The following is a 16377-nucleotide window of genomic DNA, read 5'->3' as shown; positions in this document are numbered from 1 at the left end:
CACTCCGCTCACGCGTGCTGCGTCTCCTTCGTCGCCGGAGGGCCGAGCAGTTCCCATCCCTCGGTGATCACTCGACCATACAGGACGTCCGGGTCGAGCCGACGGAGCTCTTCGGCGAGGCATTCGCGCAACGTCCGGCGCGGGAACGCCAGGTCGTGCGTGGGCTGACCAGGCTGGGTGAGGATCGCGACGCCGGGCGACGGACGCTCCAGGTGCACCTCGCCGCCGGCACGGACGAGCGTGACGGACTTGATGCCGTGCGGCCACTCCTCGGGGTCGAGGTACGCCCAGTCGACGGGCACGTCGAGCGCCAGGCGGAGCCACGCCGCGAGCAGCGCGGTCGACGGGGAGTCGGCGGCGCCGCGCACCCGCACCGCGGTGACGGATTCGTACGGCGGCTGGTCGAGGATCGCCGCGAGCTGCTCGCGCCAGCGCGTGAGCCGAGTCCACGCGAGGTCGGTGTCCCCGGGTGCGTACTGAGCGCCGAGCGACGCGACGAAGGCGGACGGATCGGACTTCGTCGCGGCATCCGTGATCCGACGCTGCGCGATGCGGCCGATCGACGTCTTGGAGATGTTCTCGGGCGTCTTGTTCGGCCACCACACCACGACCGGCGCGTCGGGAAGCAGGAGCCCGGTGACGAGGGACTCGAGGTTGGAGTTCCCGGCCTCTCCCGTGACCCGGAGCGTGACGACCTCGCTGGCGCCGGCGTCGCCGCCGACGCGGATCTGCGCGTCCAGGCGCGAGTCCGGGTCGTCCCCGTTGGCGAGCATCAGCACGATGACGCGCATCGGGTGCTCGCGCGAGGCATCGTTCGCTGCCTCGATCACCTCCTCCACCGCGCCCTCGCGCGTGAGGATGACGAGCGTCAGCACGCGGCCGAGCGCGACCGCGCCGCCCTCCTCGCGCACGCTGACGAGCGCACGCGAGATCTTGCTGACGGTGGTGTCTGGCAGATCGACGATCACGGGCGCCTCCAGCTGCGGCCGTCGCGGGCGAGCATCTCGTCCGCGGATGCCGGGCCCCACGACCCGGGCGAATACTGTTCGAGCGGACCGCCCTGCGCGGCCCAGAACTCCTCGATCGGGTCGAGGATCTTCCAGGAGAGCTCGACCTCCTCGTGCCGCGGGAACAGCGGCGGGTCGCCGAGGAGCACGTCGAGGATGAGCCGTTCGTATGCCTCGGGGCTCGCCTCGGTGAAGGCATGGCCGTAGCCGAAGTCCATGGTGACGTCGCGCACCTGCGCACCCGCCCCCGGGACCTTCGAGCCGAAGCGGATCGTGACGCCCTCGTCGGGCTGCACGCGGATCACCAGGGCATTCTGGCCCTGACCGGACGTCTGGCTGCGCGAGAACAGCAGCTCGGGTGCACGCTTGAACACGACGGCGATCTCGGTCACGCGCCGACCCAGGCGCTTGCCGGTGCGCAGGTAGAACGGCACCCCCGCCCACCGGCGGGTGTTGATCTCGAGGGTGATCGCCGCGTACGTCTCGGTGGTCGACTGGGGATCCATCCCTTCCTCTTCGAGGAAGCCGAGCACCTTCTCGCCGCCCTGCCAGCCGCCGGCGTACTGACCTCGCGCGGTGGACCGCGAGAGGTCGTCCGGCAGCGTGACCGCCGCGAGCACCTTCTCCTTCTCGGCGCGCAGATCCTTCGCGTCGAACGAGATCGGCTCCTCCATCGCCGTGAGGGCGAGCAGCTGGAGCAGATGGTTCTGGATCACGTCGCGGGCCGCGCCGATGCCGTCGTAGTAGCCGGCTCGGCCACCGACGCCGATGTCCTCCGCCATCGTGATCTGGACGTGGTCGACGTAGTTGCGATTCCAGATCGGCTCGTACAGCTCGTTCGCGAAGCGCAGCGCCAGGATGTTCTGGACCGTCTCCTTGCCCAGGTAGTGATCGATGCGGAAGATCGAGTCCGTCGGGAACGTCGACCGCAGCGCGTCGTTGAGCGCCTGCGCCGAGGCGAGGTCGTGCCCGAAGGGCTTCTCGATGACGACGCGCCGCCAGCGATCGGGCTGGTCGGCGGTGTCGTCGACGAGGCCCGAGGCACGCAGCTGCTCGGCCACCAGCGCGAAGTCCTTCGGCGGGATCGACAGATAGTAGGCGTGATTGCCCATCGTGCCGCGCTCCACGTCCAGGTTCTCCACCGTCTCGCGCAGGCGACGGAACGCGTCGGGGTCGCCGAACTCGCCCGAGACGAAGCGGATCCCCTGGAGCAGCTGCTGCCAGGTCTCGTCGCGGAACTCGGTGCGCGCGTGCTGCCGCACCGCGTCGTGGACGACCTGGGCGAAGTCCTGGTCCTCCCAGTCGCGCCGGGCAAAGCCCACGAGCGCGAAGCCGGGCGGGAGCAGACCGCGGTTGGCCAGGTCGTACACAGCGGGCATCAGCTTCTTGCGGGAGAGATCTCCCGTCACACCGAAGATGACCAGAGCGCTCGGACCGGCGATCCGGTTGAGGCGACGGTCCTCGGGGTCGCGCAGCGGGTTGTGCCCGCGCGAGATATCGATCGTCATCGGGGCGAGGATCTCCTACTGGGCCGCCTCGAAGAGCGAGAGCACTTCGATCCGGGGGTCGGTGAGGGTGAGCGTGACGACGGGGCGCCCGTGTCCGTCGGCGAGCACGCTGGCGTCGCCGGCGGCCTGCGCCTGGATGAGCTGGCCGAAGGTGAAGGGCCGGCCCGGGATCTCGAGGTCCACATCGGTCTTCTCGAGGATCTGCAGGAAGACGCCGTGCGCGGGACCGCCCTTGTGATACTGGCCGGTCGAGTGCAGGAACCGCGGGCCCCAGCCGAACGTGGTCGGGCGTCCGGAGTCTGCCGCTACGAGCTCGCGAAGTCCTTGGAGCTGGTCCAGCTCGAGCCGGTTCACGTACGCCTGGATCGAGACGTAGCCATCCTCGGGGAGGCGCGCCCACAGCGCATCGAGCACGCCGGCCACCGTCCCCGACGCCGCGAGAGCGGGATCCGAGACGCGCACCTCGACGCCCTCGACGGTGAAGGCCGGCTCGGTCGGCTCAGGACGGGCGTCGAGGAGTCCCCGCGCGGCGATCTTGGCCGACTCGACGTCCGGCTGGTCGAAGGGGTTGATGCCGAGCATCTTCCCCGCGATCACCGTGGCGTACTCCCAGACGACGAACTGCGCGCCGAGCGAGCCGCTCACGAGCACCTCGCCCTCGTGGTGCTCGAAGAGGTGGAAGCGCTTGGCCTCGTCCACGAGGCGCACGATCTGCAGATCGGCGGGCTTGCTCTCGACTTCGGGCGAGACGGGCAGCAGGACGACCGGGAGGATGCCGGTGCCCTCCTTGCCCGTCGACTCGGCGACGAGCTGCTCGATCCAGTCGGGCAGCCCCACGATGTGCGTGCCGTCCGTGACGAGGCCGAGCTTGTCGCGGCGCGGCTCCCCGCCGGCGATCGCCGCGGCGAGCACCAGCGCGGGGTTGTCGGGGCTGTCGATGGCAACCTCGAGGAGGGTCGCCTCGGCCTCGTCGAGGAGCTCGGCGATGTCGACCCCCGCGAGGCCGGTGGGGACGAGGCCGAAGGCCGTGAGCGCCGAATAGCGGCCACCGACCGTCGGGTCCGCGTTGAACACGGTGTAGCCGTCCGCGCGCGCAGCCTGGTCGAGGGGCGAACCGGGGTCGGTCACGACGACGATGCGCTCGAGCGGGTCGATGCCCAGGTCGCGGAACGCCGCTTCGAAGGCGCGCTTGGCCGAGTCGGTCTCGACGGTGGAGCCCGACTTCGAAGACACCACCAGCACTGTCCTGCTCAGGTCGCCCTGCTGGGCGTCGCCGTCGATGGCGGCGAGCACCTGACCGGGCGCGGTCGAATCGAGGATCACCAGCGGCACGCCAGCCGTCTGCGCGATCACCTCGGGCGCCAGCGAGGAGCCGCCCATGCCGGCGAGGACGACGCGCGTGACGCCCTTCGCGGCGAGCTGCTGGCGCAGCGCCTCGATCTGCGGCACGAGCGGACGCGAGACGCTGACCGCCTGCACCCATCCGAGGCGCTTGGACGCCTCGTCTTCGGCTGCGGGGCCCCACAGCGAGCCGTCGCCGGCTGTGATTCCCGAGGCGATGAGGCTCGAGACCAGACCCGGCAGCGTCTCGTCCACGACCGACTTGACCCGCCCGCTGAGGTGGATGTCGAAGCTCATCGCGCGACCTCGGGTGCGTTCTCGAGCGCCGTCTTGACGGTGGCCTGCAGGTCGTGCCACGAGGCGATGAACTTCTCGACGCCCTCGTCCTCGAGCACCTGGGTGACGTCGGCGAAGTCGACGCCGAGGTCGGCGAGGTCGGCGAACACCTTGTGCGCAGCCTCGTACGTGCCGGTGACCGTGTCGCCCGCGATCTCGCCGTGGTCGAACGTCGCCTCGAGCGTCTTCTCGGGCATGGTGTTGACCGTGCCGGGAGCGACCAGCTCGGTGACGTACAGCGTGTCCGGGAGCGACGGGTCCTTGACGCCCGTCGACGCCCACAGCGGTCGCTGCGCGTTCGCACCGGCACCCAGGAGCGCCTTCGCACGGTCGCTGCCGAACTCCTTCTCGTACAGCTCGTACGCCAGTCGGGCGTTCGCGACGCCCGCGAGCGACTTGAGCGCCTCGGCCGCGTCGCCGCCGATGGCCGCGAGGCGCTTGTCCACCTCGGAGTCGACGCGCGACACGAAGAACGAGGCCACGGAGTGGATCTGCGACACGTCGTGTCCGTTCGCCTGGGCGTGCTCGATGCCCGACAGGTACGCGTCGATGACCTCGGCGTAGCGCTCGAGGCTGAAGATGAGCGTGACGTTGACCGAGATGCCCTCCGCGAGGACGGCGGTGATCGCGGGGAGACCGGCCTTCGTGGCGGGGATCTTGATGTGCACGTTGGGGCGCCCGACGGTCGCCCACAGCTCCTTGGCCTGCGCGATCGTGGCTTCGGTGTCGTGTGCGAGGTCGGGGGAGACCTCGATCGAGACGCGGCCGTCGACGCCGTGGGTCGCGTCGTAGACGGGGCGGAAGATGTCGGCCGCGTCGCGGACGTCGTCGGTGGTCGCAGCGAAGATCGCCTCGTCGACGCTCGCGCCCTTGGCGGCCAGCTCGGCGATCTGCGACGCGTAGGCGTGTCCGCCGCCTCCGATCGCGCCCTGGAAGATCGTCGGGTTGGTCGTGACGCCCGTGACGTTGCGGGTGCTGATGAGCTCCGTCAGGTTGCCGGAGGTGATGCGCTCGCGCGACAGGTCGTCCAGCCAGATGCTCACGCCGGCGGCGGAGAGCTGTTCGGTGGGAGTGCTCATGCGTACTTCTCCTTAGTCCACCGCCGCGGATGCGGCGGCCAGGGTCTCGCGTGCCGCCTCGACGACGGCTTCGGCGGTGATGCCGAACTTCTGGAAGAGGGTCTTGTAGTCGGCGGAGGCACCGAAGTGATCGATCGCGACCGAACGGCCCTTGTCGCCGACGATGCCTCGCCACGTGAGGGACGAGCCCGCCTCGACGGAGACGCGCGCGGTGACGGCCGCGGGCAGCACGGACTCGCGGTACGCCTCGTCCTGCTCGGCGAACCACTCGAGCGACGGCGCGGAGACGACCCGGGCGTTGACGCCCTCGGCCGCGAGCGTCTCGCGCGCGGCGACGGCCAGCTGAACCTCGGAGCCCGTGGCGATGAGGATCACGTCCGGCGTCCCGTTCGGCGCCTCGGCGAGCACGTAGGCGCCACGCGCCACGCCCTCGGCGGACGCGAAGGTCTCGCCGGATGCCTCGCCCTCGCCACGCGGGAGCACGGGGATGTTCTGGCGGGTGAGCGCGATGCCCGCGGGACCGCCGTGCCGACGGAGCAGTTCGAGCCACGCGACCGAGGTCTCGTTGGCGTCGGCGGGGCGCACGACGGTGAAGTTGGGGATCGCGCGGAGCGTCGCCAGCTGCTCGATCGGCTGGTGCGTCGGACCGTCCTCGCCGAGCGCGACCGAGTCGTGGGTCCACACGAAGATCGACGGGATGTCCATCAGCGCGGCCAGGCGCACTGACGGGCGCATGTAGTCGCTGAAGATCAGGAAGGTGCCGCCGAAGGCGCGGGTCGGACCGTGCAGCACGATGCCGTTGACGATCGCGGCCATCGCGTGCTCGCGGATGCCGAAGTGCAGCACGCGGCCGAACCGGTCGCCGGACCATTCGTGCGTGGACCACTCCGACGGGATGAACGACTTCGCGTCCTTGATGGTGGTGAGGTTCGACTCGGCGAGGTCGGCCGAACCGCCCCAGAGCTCGGGGAGCTCGGCGGCGAGGGCGTTGATGACGACGCCGGATGCGGCACGGGTGGAGACGTCCTTGCCCGCTTCGAACGAGGGCAGCGCGTCGGCGATTCCCTCAGGGAGCTCGCGGGCCTGCAGCCGGTCGAGGAGGGCCTTGCGCTCGGGGTTCGAGGCTGCCCAGGCGTCGAAGGACTCCTGCCAGGCCGCGCGCTCCTCGGCGGCGCGCTCCGCGAGCGAGCGGGTGTGGGCGAGGACGTCGTCCGCGACCGCGAAGGTCTGCTCGGGATCGAACCCGAGGACCTTCTTGGTGGCCGCGAGCTCGTCGGCGCCGAGCGCCGAGCCATGGATCTTCCCGGTGTTCTGCTTGCCGGGAGAGGGCCAGCCGATGATGGTGCGCAGGATGATGAGCGAGGGCTTGTCGGTCTCGCCCTTCGCGGCCTCGATCGCGGCGTAGAGCTCGGCGACGTCCTCCGCGTACTCGCCCGACTTCTTCCAGTCCACGATCTGCACGTGCCAGCCGTAGGCCTCGTAGCGCTTGGCGACGTCCTCGCTGTAGGCGACGTTGGTGTCGTCCTCGATCGAGATCTGGTTCGAGTCGTAGATCGCGATGAGGTTGCCGAGCTGCTGGTGGCCGGCGAGAGAGGATGCCTCGCTCGTCACGCCTTCCTGAAGGTCGCCGTCGCCGGCGATGACGTACACGAAGTGGTCGAACGGCGACTGCCCGGCCGGGGTCTCGGGGTCGAACAGGCCCCGCTCGTAGCGGGCGGCGTACGCGAAGCCGACGGACGACGCCAGGCCCTGGCCCAGCGGGCCGGTGGTGATCTCGACGCCCGCGGTGTGGCCGTATTCGGGGTGTCCCGGTGTCTTCGACCCCCACGTCCGCAGCGACTTCAGGTCGTCCAGTTCGAGGCCGAATCCGCCCAGATAGAGCTGCACGTACTGGGTGAGCGACGAGTGCCCGGCCGACAGGATGAACCGGTCGCGGCCGACCCAGTGGGTGTCGGTCGGGTCGTGACGCAGCACGCGCTGGTAGAGCAGGTACGCCGCCGGCGCGAGGCTCATCGCCGTTCCGGGGTGGCCGTTGCCGACCTTCTCCACGGCGTCCGCCGCAAGCACTCGAGCGGTGTCCACCGCGCGCCGATCGATCTCATCCCAACGCAGTTCCGACACCGGACCGCCTCTCTCTGGAAGTGCGCCCGACGAGGGCCGTGCCGCATCCTTGTCCGGAATGGGAAGGGGGAATCGGCGCGGGGCGCGCGTGTCGTCTCAGCATAGCGAAGGGGCATGCCGCCCCGGCGATGTGAGCCGCTGTGTGACAGAGTCTTGCGAACCGCCTGGCCGGTTCGATGTCGGCGCCGTGTCCTGGCGGTGACGATTCGCTCACGCGCGTTGCGCCCGGCTTGTGAGGCGGGTGCCCGCCCGGGTCCGCCGGGCGGATGACGTAGACTTGAGCGGATTTCTGCGGGCGGCGATTGCGGGGGCGATGGACATCTCGACGACAGCGCGTGCTGGGGCATCCTCACCGGCGGCGCGCGGGTCTCGGCAGCCGTTCAGCCGCACCGTCCGCGCCTACATCGCGCTGATGAAGCCGCGCGTGCTCGAGCTGCTCCTCGTCACGACCGTGCCGGTCATGGTCCTCGCCGAGGGCGGGTTCCCCGGTCTCTGGCTGGTGCTCGCCACCGTCATCGGCGGCACGGCGAGCGCGGGCTCGGCGGCGGCGTTCAACATGTATCTCGACCGCGACATCGACGCCCACATGCAGCGCACGGTGAACCGGCCTCTGGTCACCGGCGAGGTGTCACCGCGCGGCGCGCTGATCTTCGCGTGGACGCTCGCGGTGTTCTCGACGGTGTGGCTCTGGCTCACCACGAACTGGCTTGCTGCCGTGCTCTCGGCCGCGGCCATCTTCTTCTACGTCGTGATCTACACGATGATCCTCAAGCGCCGCACCGAGCAGAACATCGTGTGGGGCGGCATCGCGGGATGCTTCCCGGTGCTGATCGGCTGGACCGCCGTGACCGGCACGCTCGCGTGGCCGCCCGTCATCCTGTTCGCCCTCGTCTTCCTCTGGACGCCGCCGCACTACTGGCCGCTGTCGATGAAGTACAAGGAGCAGTACGAGGAGGTCGACGTGCCGATGCTCGGCGCGACGCGCAACGGGTCGCAGGTGGGCCTCCAGGTCATCCTCTACGCGTGGGCGACGGTCGCGTGCTCGCTGCTGCTCATCCCGGTCGCGGGGATGGGCCTGGTGTACACCGTGTCGGCCCTGGTCTTCGGCGGCTGGTTCATCTACGAGTCGCACCGCCTGTACAACCGTGCCGTCCGGGGGACGGAGCCGCGGCCGATGCGCGTCTTCCACGCCTCGATCACGTATCTCACGCTGATCTTCGTGGCGATCGCGGTCGACCCGCTGCTCCCGTTCTGACCCTCACTCAGACTTGGGGTACTGCGCCTTGAGCGCGGTCTCCTCGGCATCGATCGCCTGAAGGGCGGCCATGATCGCCGGTTCCGGGTACCTGCCCTCGCGGCGGGCCTGCAGCACCGCCGCGCGTTCGGCCTCGAGCATGGCACGTCGGAGCCGCAGCTTGGACTCGAGCTGCGGGATCGAGGCATCCGGTCCGTAGAGGTCGAGCGTCTCGCCGAGGAATCCCGCATCGGTCCGCAGCAACTCGACGATCCTCGTCTCGTCCTGCGGTCCGGCCTCCTTCTCGAGGCGCGCGATCCCGGCCTGACGGGCCTCGGCCATGAGCAGCCGGCGCTCGGTCAGCTCCTGGGTGAAGCTCGGGCGCGGCAGGTGGAGGCGCCGGACGATCCAGGGCAGGGCGAGGCCGCCGACGAGGCTGGCGACGACGACCACGAACGCGAGGAACTGCAGATACTCGCGCCCCGGCGTCTCCGGCGGCAGCAGGAAGACGGCCGCGAGAGTCACGACGCCGCGGACACCCGCCGAGGCGACGGCGACGCCGTTTCCCCACGCCCAGCTGCGCTCGCGCAGGCGGCGCGGACCCTTGCGGTAGAGCAGCGTCGTCCCCATCACCCAGGCGAATCGCGACGCCACGAGGGCGAGCAGGATGCCGGCGCAGATGAGCGCTGTCTGCCACACCCCGGGCCCGGTGGCGATGGCACCCTCCAGGATGCCCCGCAGATTGAGGCCGATGAACAGGAACACCGCGTTCTCGAGCAGGAACTGGATCGTCTTCCAGTTGACGCGCTCGGCCACGCGGGCCTCCGCCGATGCCACCGACGGGGCGCGGAAGCCGAGGTACAGCCCCGCGATCACGACGGCGAGCACTCCCGACGCGTGCACGACCTCGGCGAGCAGGAACGCCGCGAACGGAGTGATGAGGATGAGGCTCGTGTCCAGGACGGGGGAGTTCAGCTGCGCGCGGACGAGCGAGACGATCCATCCGACGCCGAGCCCGATGGCCAGGCCCGCGACGACGGCGATCACGAAGTCGATCGCGACGTCGGCCGGCGTGACGACGCTCACGATCGCTGCGATCGAGGCGTTGAGCGCGACGAGCGCGGTGGCATCGTTGAGCAGGCTCTCGCCCTCGAGGATCGTCACGACGCGTCGCGGCAAGCCGAGCCGGCCGGCGATCGCGGTGACGGCGATGGCGTCGGTGGGAGCGACGACGGATGCGAACGCGAATGCGGCGGCGAGGGTGATCGCCGGAACCAGCAGATAGGTCGCGAACCCGACCGTGATGACGGTGAAGGCGACGAGGCCGACCGAGAGCAGCAGGATGCTGTCGTTCCTCGCGCGCACGTCGATCACCGAGGTGCGGATGGCGGCCGCGAACAGCAGTGGCGGAAGGATGCCATAGAGGATGAGGTCCGGTTCGACCGTCACCTGCGGGACGCCGGGGATGTAAGAGACGATCCCGCCGACGGCGACCAGCGCGACCGGCGCAGACCACCCGATGCGGCCGACCAGCCCGGTCACGGTGACGGTCGTCAGGACGAAGAGGACGATCCAGGTGATCGATTCGACGGGGTCCACGCCCTCAGTATCGGGCAGGAACGGCGACGGGGCGCGTCCGCTGATCCATCCAGCGAACGCGCCCCGTCACGCGAGGGCTCAGCGGGCCGGGCCGGGCCCCGCCTGCTCGGCGAGCGGAGCCTCGAGCGAAGCGTCGTTCTTCGCCGGGCCGGCCTCGTCCGCGGCGTCATCGGACGCCCAGTCGATCGGCTCGACGATCTCGATCGGCGCATGAGGTCGCAGCGTCGACAGGGCAGCGATCGCGAGGGAGATCAGGATGCCGACGATGCCGACGCCGATCAGCGTGGCGCCGAGTCCAGCGATCGACTGTCCCACGTACACCTCCACTCCGGTCGCGGTGCCATCGGTGAGGGTGGTCGTCATGACGCCGAGCTTGTCGACGAGCAGAAGAGCGCCCGCGCCGGCGGTCGCCAGCGAAGCGGCCACAAGAGCCCAGAACGGGATGCTGCGGACCAGAGGGGGACGGGTAGGCATGGTGTTCAACTCCAGACGCGCGACACGGTCGGCCGCGGCATCCGACAGCCTCTCCCACTCGTTTGAACAGAACCTCGGTGCTTCCGATGAAAACCCTATGAACGCGTCCGTGGGGGATTCGACATCCCGCCGTGTCTTCCGCTGCGGGATCGTCAGCCTGCGGCGACCGCCGTCGCGCCGAGTCCCGAGCGCACCTCGGGCTCGGGCGCGGGCGAGCCGGGCCGCTTGAGACGCAGCACCACCACCGTCATCGCCGCCGCTGTGAGGGCAGCGAGCACCATGTGGATGCCCACCGCGAGAGGCGGGAGCGCCTCGCGCGCCTGGTACACGCCGACGGCGACCTGGACGACCACCGTGACCAGGAGCGCCAGCGACCACCGCAGCGTCGGAAGCCGGAGGATCGCGCCCGCGCCGACGAGAACCGCGAGCAGGGCGGCGAGGACATAGCCCGGGATGGCGTGCACGTGCGCCAGGACGGACGCATCGAAGCCGGTGCGGATGACGTCCGCGTCGCCGGAGTGCGGGCCGTTCGCCGTTGTCAGCACGCCGAACGCGAGGGTCAGCGCGAGAGCGGCGGCGGTGGCGTAGGTGAGCGTCGCGAACCAGGCCGGCACCGCCCACTCGCGCGGACCGGGACGTTCGTACGCTCGCACGAGATACGCCGACGTGACCATCACGAGCACGACGGACGAGACGTAGTGGAAGCCGACGATGAAGGGATTGAGCCCTGTCAGAACGGTGATGCCCCCGACGAGCGCCTGGGCGACCACCCCGCCGACGACGACGAACGCCAGCAGGACCAGATCGCGGCGGTCGACGATGGTGCGCAGGGCCGCCACTGCGGCGGCGATGACGGAGAGCAGCGCGACCGCGGCGAATGCGACGAATCCCGGCGCGCCCAGCGCGTCGGCGATCAGGTAGGCGACGGCACCGCCGGCGATGCCGCCTGCGGCGAACCACGCGGTCCGGCGCAGTTCACGGCGGGCGCCGACATGAAGCAGAGTCAGGGCGAGTACCGCCAGCGCGAGCACGCCGACGACGCCGGTCAGCGTGCGGTTGCCGAACTCGATCACACCGTGGATCCCGAGCTCTTCGGTGGGGAAGAGCGACTCGGGCGTGCAGAGCGGCCATTCCGAGCACCCCAGTCCCGACCCGGTCAGCCGCACGGCGCCGCCGGTGCCGATGATGACGACTTCCGCGGCGAACGACAGCCACGCCAGCAGCAGGAGCCATCGGCCGGGACGCGACGGAGAGGACACGTTTCGCCTCCTGGTAATCGGCCCGCCATCGCCCGGATCGTCGCGTGACGAACCTGGTCGAGGCGGACCCTGTAGAATCGAAGAGTCGGTTGCGCGTGCAGAACCCCTGGGTTCGCGCGCTGCGCACCACTGACAGTCTAGGCGCGACGGCCGGCGCCGAATGAGTGGGCCCACGAGCGGCATCCACCTCCGGTAACTCCACCGGGGGAGCCGGAATGCCGGGGCGGATGACACCGCCAGAGCCCGGAGGAGAACGAGACGATGTCTGATGTGCTGATCGACCGCCCTGAGCTGGATGGCCTGGGTGTCTACGAGTTCGGGTGGCACGACACCGACGCCGCCGGCGCCGTCGCGCAGCGCGGGATCAACGAGAGCGTCGTCCGCGGCATCTCGGCGCTCAAGAGCGAGCCCGAATGGATGCTGAAGACCCGTCTGAAGGGGTACCAGCTGTTCGGCCGCAAGCCGATGCCGACCTGGGGAGCCGATCTCAGCGAGATCGATTTCGACAACATCAAGTACTTCGTGCGCTCGACCGAGAAGCAGGCCGGCACGTGGGAAGAGCTGCCCGAGGAGATCCGCAACACGTACGAACGCCTCGGCATCCCCGAGGCCGAGCGTCAGCGGCTCGTCGCCGGCGTCGCCGCGCAGTACGAGTCCGAGGTGGTCTACCACCAGATCAACGAGCAGCTCGAGGCGCAGGGTGTCATCTTCATGGACACCGACACGGCGCTCCGCGAGCACCCGGAGTTCTTCGAGGAGTACTTCGGCACCGTGATCCCCGCGGGCGACAACAAGTTCGCCGCGCTCAACACCGCCGTCTGGTCGGGCGGATCCTTCGTCTACGTGCCGCCGGGTGTGCACGTGGAGATTCCGCTCCAGGCCTACTTCCGCATCAACACCGAGAACATGGGCCAGTTCGAGCGGACGCTCATCATCGCCGACGAGGGTTCCTACGTCCACTACATCGAGGGCTGCACGGCCCCGATCTACAAGAGCGACTCGCTGCACTCGGCCGTCGTCGAGATCATCGTCAAGAAGAACGCACGCGTGCGCTACACGACGATCCAGAACTGGTCGAACAACGTCTACAACCTCGTCACGAAGCGCGCCGTCGCCCACGAGGGCGCCACCATGGAGTGGATCGACGGCAACATCGGCTCGAAGGTCACGATGAAGTACCCGTCGATCTTCCTCATGGGCGAGCACGCCAAGGGCGAGACGCTCTCGGTCGCCTTCGCCGGCCCGGGGCAGCACCAGGACGCCGGCGCCAAGATGATCCACATGGCCCCCTACACGCAGTCGTCGATCGTCTCGAAGTCGATCGCCCGCGGCGGCGGTCGTGCCGGCTACCGCGGCGAGGTCCGCGTGGATGCCAATGCGCACCACTCCGCCAACACGGTGCGATGCGATGCGCTGCTGGTCGATACCATCTCGCGCTCCGACACGTATCCGGCGATCGACATCCGCGTCGACGACGTGCAGCTGGGGCACGAGGCCACCGTCTCCAAGGTGAGCGAGGAGCAGCTGTTCTATCTCATGAGCCGCGGCCTCCCCGAGGACGAGGCGATGGCGATGATCGTGCGCGGCTTCATCGAGCCGATCGCACGAGAGCTTCCCATGGAGTATGCGCTCGAACTCAACAAGCTCATCGAGATGGGCATGGAAGGATCCGTCGGCTAGTGAGCTCCGCTACTGAGGCCCCCGCCACCGTTCCCGGCGCGAAGGGCCACACTGATGGCGCCGGTGCGTTCGTTCCCGTTCAGACCCGTTCCGAACGCTTCCACTCCTTCGACCCGGCTGCCTTCGAGGCGCCGTCGGGCCGCGAGGTCAACTGGAAGCACACGCCGGTCGCCCTGCTGCAGCCGCTGTTCTCCGACGAGATCGGGCGACACGGCGTCATGGAGGTCGAGGTGACCGCGCCTGCCGCCCTCGTCCAGGACCGTCTCGGCCACGATGCCGCTCCCCGCGGCGAGGTCTTCCGTCCGGAGGACCTCCCGAGCGCCATCGCGTGGAAGCAGGAGGACGAGGCCCCGCTGCTGCGGATCCCCGCCGGTGCGGAGTTCGACGAGCCCGTGCTGGTGAACCTGCGCGGCACGGGCGGGCTCGCGCACGCCCACGTCGTGATCGAGGCGCTTCCCAACTCGCACGCCACCGTCGTCTTCCGTCACACCGGCACCGCGCACCACGCGCAGAACATCGAGATCATCGTGCGCGATGGCGCGCACCTCACCGTCGTGTCGGTGCAGGAGTGGGACGATGACGCCGTCCACGCGGCATCCCATCAGGCCCGTGTCGAGAAGGACGCGACGCTCCGCCACATCGTGGTGAGCTTCGGGGGCGGCGTGGTTCGCGTGAACCCGAGCGTCGAGCTCGCGGGCACGGGCTCGCGCGGCGAGCTCTACGGTCTCAGCTACGCCGACGCGGGACAGCACCTCGAGAGCCAGGTGTACCTGCACCACAAGGGCGCGGAGACCACGGGGGACGTGCTCTACAAGGGAGCGCTGCAGGGCGAGGGTGCGCGCAGCGTCTGGATCGGCGATGTGCTGATCGGACCGGATGCCGTCGGCACCGACTCCTACGAGGCGAACCGCAATCTGGTCCTGACCGATGGCGCGCGCGCCGAGTCGATCCCGAACCTCGAGATCGAGACGGGCGACATCCGCGGTGCCGGGCACGCCAGCGCGACCGGCCGGTTCGACGACGAGCAGCTCTTCTACCTGCAGGCTCGCGGCATCCGCGAGGACGAGGCACGCCGCCTGGTCGTGCTCGGCTTCCTCGCCGAGATCGTGCAGAAGATCAACGTCCCCGACCTCGAAGCCGAGCTGTTCGCGGCCATCGAGGAGGAACTGGCCAAGGAGATCGCCCGATGACGGCACAGCGCGTGTGCGCCCTCAGTGAACTCGTGCAGGACGAAGCCCGCCGCTTCGAGATCGACGGCGTCGCCATGGCCGTCGTCCTCGACTCGAACGGCGAGGTGCATGCGATCGGCGACACGTGCACGCACGGCGACATCTCCCTGGCCGAGGGCTTCGTCGACGGCGAGACGCTCGAGTGCTGGGCGCACGGCTCGGCCTTCTCGCTGCGCACCGGCAAGCCCCTCAACCTCCCCGCGTACGAGCCGGTCCCGGTCTTCGCGGTCACCATCGACGGCGATGACGTGCTCATCGACCCGGCCGTCAAGCTCGAAGCGAACTGAAGAAGGTACTGAAGATGTCTGAGCTCGAGATCCGAGACCTGCACGTGACGGTCGAGACCGATGAGGGGACGACGCCGATCCTCAACGGCGTGACGCTCACGATCCGCACCGGAGAGACCCACGCCATCATGGGGCCCAACGGCTCCGGCAAGTCGACGCTCGCCTACACGATCGCCGGCCACCCGAAGTACACCGTCACGAGCGGGTCCATCTCGCTGGACGGCGAGGACGTGCTCGAGATGACGGTGGACGAGCGTGCCCGCGCCGGTCTCTTCCTGGCGATGCAGTACCCCGTCGAGATCCCCGGCGTCACGGTGACGAACTTCCTCCGCACTGCGAAGACGGCCATCGACGGCGAGGCGCCCGCGATCCGCACGTGGACCAAGGACGTCAAGTCGTCGATGAAGAACCTCCGGATGGACCCGAAGTTCGCCCAGCGCAACGTCAATGAGGGCTTCTCCGGCGGTGAGAAGAAGCGCCACGAGATCCTTCAGCTCGAGCTTCTCAAGCCGCAGATCGCCGTGCTGGACGAGACCGACTCGGGTCTCGACGTCGACGCGCTCAAGATCGTCTCGGAGGGCGTGAACCGCGCCAAGGAGGAGACGAACCTCGGTGTGCTGCTGATCACGCACTACACGCGCATCCTCCGCTACATCCACCCCGACTTCGTGCACGTGATGATCGGCGGACGTATCGTCGAGGAAGGCGGCCCTGAGCTCGCCGACCGGCTCGAGGACGAGGGCTACGACCGCTTCCTGCCTCCGGGCGAGGAAGAGCCCGCCGACGCCGCCGTCGCCAGCGAAGCCTAGAATCGTTACATGACCGCAACGCTCACACCCGAGAAGTACGACGAGGTCACCGAGGCTCTCAAGGACGTCATGGACCCCGAGCTGGGGATCAACGTCGTCGACCTCGGCCTCATCTACGACCTCGGGTGGGATGACGAGAACGACGCCCTGGTCATCCACATGACCCTCACGTCGGCGGGCTGTCCGCTCACCGACGTCCTCGAGGAGCAGACGGCGCAAGCGCTCGACGAGGTGGTGGATCGGTTCCGCATCAACTGGGTGTGGATGCCGCCGTGGGGCCCGGAGCGGATCACCGACGACGGACGAGACATGATGCGCGCCCTCGGCTTCGCCATCTGACGGTCCCGCCTGCCACAGCCCGCCCGCAACTGCCCGCCCGCAACTGCATGCCCGCAACACAAGGTCACGTCCGGG

14 protein-coding genes are annotated in these 16377 nt (G+C 69.3%); 6 read left to right on the top strand and 8 right to left on the bottom strand.

The window, feature by feature from the left end:
* Positions 1–8 precede the first annotated feature (8 nt).
* Genes HF323_RS11255 through tkt form a run of 5 tightly spaced genes read right to left on the bottom strand, consistent with a single transcriptional unit; the run spans position 9 to position 7392 of the window.
* A complete protein-coding gene (locus tag HF323_RS11255) occupies positions 9–968 on the bottom strand; it encodes a glucose-6-phosphate dehydrogenase assembly protein OpcA (protein ID WP_169582654.1) in 960 nt (319 codons plus the stop codon).
* Entirely contained in the window at positions 965–2515 is a 1551-nt protein-coding gene (gene zwf / locus HF323_RS11250; RefSeq protein WP_169582653.1) for a glucose-6-phosphate dehydrogenase, read from the bottom strand. Before zwf ends, HF323_RS11255 begins: the two co-directional genes overlap by 4 nt.
* A gap of 15 nt (positions 2516–2530) precedes the next feature.
* A complete protein-coding gene (locus tag HF323_RS11245) occupies positions 2531–4153 on the bottom strand; it encodes a glucose-6-phosphate isomerase (RefSeq protein ID WP_169582652.1) in 1623 nt (540 codons plus the stop codon).
* Positions 4150–5271: a transaldolase gene (tal, locus tag HF323_RS11240; protein ID WP_169582651.1), complete on the bottom strand. Its 1122-nt coding sequence runs from the start codon at positions 5269–5271 to the stop codon at positions 4150–4152. The genes HF323_RS11245 and tal overlap by 4 nt, the downstream gene beginning before the upstream one ends.
* Positions 5272–5283: 12 nt before the next feature.
* The gene (gene tkt, locus HF323_RS11235; RefSeq protein ID WP_169582650.1) at positions 5284–7392 is read right to left on the bottom strand and encodes a transketolase; all 2109 of its coding nucleotides are present in this window, start codon (positions 7390–7392) and stop codon (positions 5284–5286) included.
* A gap of 313 nt (positions 7393–7705) precedes the next feature.
* On the opposite strand from tkt, the gene HF323_RS11230 reads away from it, so the two are divergent.
* Complete coding sequence (locus HF323_RS11230; protein ID WP_169582843.1) at positions 7706–8647, top strand: heme o synthase; 942 nt, start codon at positions 7706–7708, stop codon at positions 8645–8647.
* A 3-nt stretch (positions 8648–8650) separates the two neighbouring features.
* On the opposite strand, the gene HF323_RS11225 is transcribed toward HF323_RS11230, so the two are convergent.
* From HF323_RS11225 to HF323_RS11215, 3 genes are all read right to left on the bottom strand, one after another.
* Positions 8651–10225 carry a Na+/H+ antiporter gene (locus HF323_RS11225; protein WP_169582649.1) on the bottom strand — a complete coding sequence of 525 codons (1575 nt, stop codon included), beginning with the start codon at positions 10223–10225 and terminating at the stop codon, positions 8651–8653.
* Between the two features lie 78 nt (positions 10226–10303).
* The gene (locus tag HF323_RS11220) at positions 10304–10699 is read right to left on the bottom strand and encodes a dinucleotide-utilizing enzyme (protein WP_211160450.1); all 396 of its coding nucleotides are present in this window, start codon (positions 10697–10699) and stop codon (positions 10304–10306) included.
* A 152-nt stretch (positions 10700–10851) separates the two neighbouring features.
* Positions 10852–11958 (bottom strand): COX15/CtaA family protein, encoded by a 1107-nt coding sequence (locus HF323_RS11215; protein WP_169582648.1) that lies wholly within the window; start codon positions 11956–11958, stop codon positions 10852–10854.
* Between the two features lie 261 nt (positions 11959–12219).
* Here HF323_RS11215 and sufB point away from each other — a divergent pair, with 261 nt between their 5' ends.
* Genes sufB through HF323_RS11190 form a run of 5 tightly spaced genes read left to right on the top strand, consistent with a single transcriptional unit; the run spans position 12220 to position 16302 of the window.
* Positions 12220–13638, top strand: coding sequence for a Fe-S cluster assembly protein SufB (gene sufB / locus HF323_RS11210; protein ID WP_169582647.1), 1419 nt, complete (start codon positions 12220–12222; stop codon positions 13636–13638).
* On the top strand, positions 13638–14828 hold the full coding sequence (gene sufD, locus HF323_RS11205; protein WP_169582646.1) for a Fe-S cluster assembly protein SufD: 1191 nt from the start codon (positions 13638–13640) through the stop codon (positions 14826–14828). The genes sufB and sufD overlap by 1 nt, the downstream gene beginning before the upstream one ends.
* Complete coding sequence (locus HF323_RS11200) at positions 14825–15154, top strand: non-heme iron oxygenase ferredoxin subunit (protein WP_169582645.1); 330 nt, start codon at positions 14825–14827, stop codon at positions 15152–15154. Before sufD ends, HF323_RS11200 begins: the two co-directional genes overlap by 4 nt.
* A gap of 14 nt (positions 15155–15168) precedes the next feature.
* On the top strand, positions 15169–15963 hold the full coding sequence (gene sufC / locus HF323_RS11195; RefSeq protein WP_169582644.1) for a Fe-S cluster assembly ATPase SufC: 795 nt from the start codon (positions 15169–15171) through the stop codon (positions 15961–15963).
* 9 nt (positions 15964–15972) lie between these two features.
* A complete protein-coding gene (locus tag HF323_RS11190; RefSeq protein WP_127475313.1) occupies positions 15973–16302 on the top strand; it encodes a metal-sulfur cluster assembly factor in 330 nt (109 codons plus the stop codon).
* Positions 16303–16377: the final 75 nt, after the last annotated feature.

It is taken from the genome of Microbacterium sp. MF43 (assembly GCF_012847295.1).
In the GTDB taxonomy this organism is placed as follows: domain Bacteria; phylum Actinomycetota; class Actinomycetes; order Actinomycetales; family Microbacteriaceae; genus Microbacterium.
This window is presented reverse-complemented; position numbering and strand designations above follow the sequence as displayed.

Coding starts and splice junctions, on each gene's coding strand:
- zwf (WP_169582653.1), bottom strand. CDS start 2,515: ATGACGATCGATATCTCGCGCGGGCACAACCCGCTGCGCGACCCCGAG.
- HF323_RS11245 (WP_169582652.1), bottom strand. CDS start 4,153: ATGAGCTTCGACATCCACCTCAGCGGGCGGGTCAAGTCGGTCGTGGAC.
- tal (WP_169582651.1), bottom strand. CDS start 5,271: ATGAGCACTCCCACCGAACAGCTCTCCGCCGCCGGCGTGAGCATCTGG.
- HF323_RS11230 (WP_169582843.1), top strand. CDS start 7,706: ATGGACATCTCGACGACAGCGCGTGCTGGGGCATCCTCACCGGCGGCG.
- HF323_RS11220 (WP_211160450.1), bottom strand. CDS start 10,699: ATGCCTACCCGTCCCCCTCTGGTCCGCAGCATCCCGTTCTGGGCTCTT.
- sufB (WP_169582647.1), top strand. CDS start 12,220: ATGTCTGATGTGCTGATCGACCGCCCTGAGCTGGATGGCCTGGGTGTC.
- HF323_RS11200 (WP_169582645.1), top strand. CDS start 14,825: ATGACGGCACAGCGCGTGTGCGCCCTCAGTGAACTCGTGCAGGACGAA.
- sufC (WP_169582644.1), top strand. CDS start 15,169: ATGTCTGAGCTCGAGATCCGAGACCTGCACGTGACGGTCGAGACCGAT.
- HF323_RS11190 (WP_127475313.1), top strand. CDS start 15,973: ATGACCGCAACGCTCACACCCGAGAAGTACGACGAGGTCACCGAGGCT.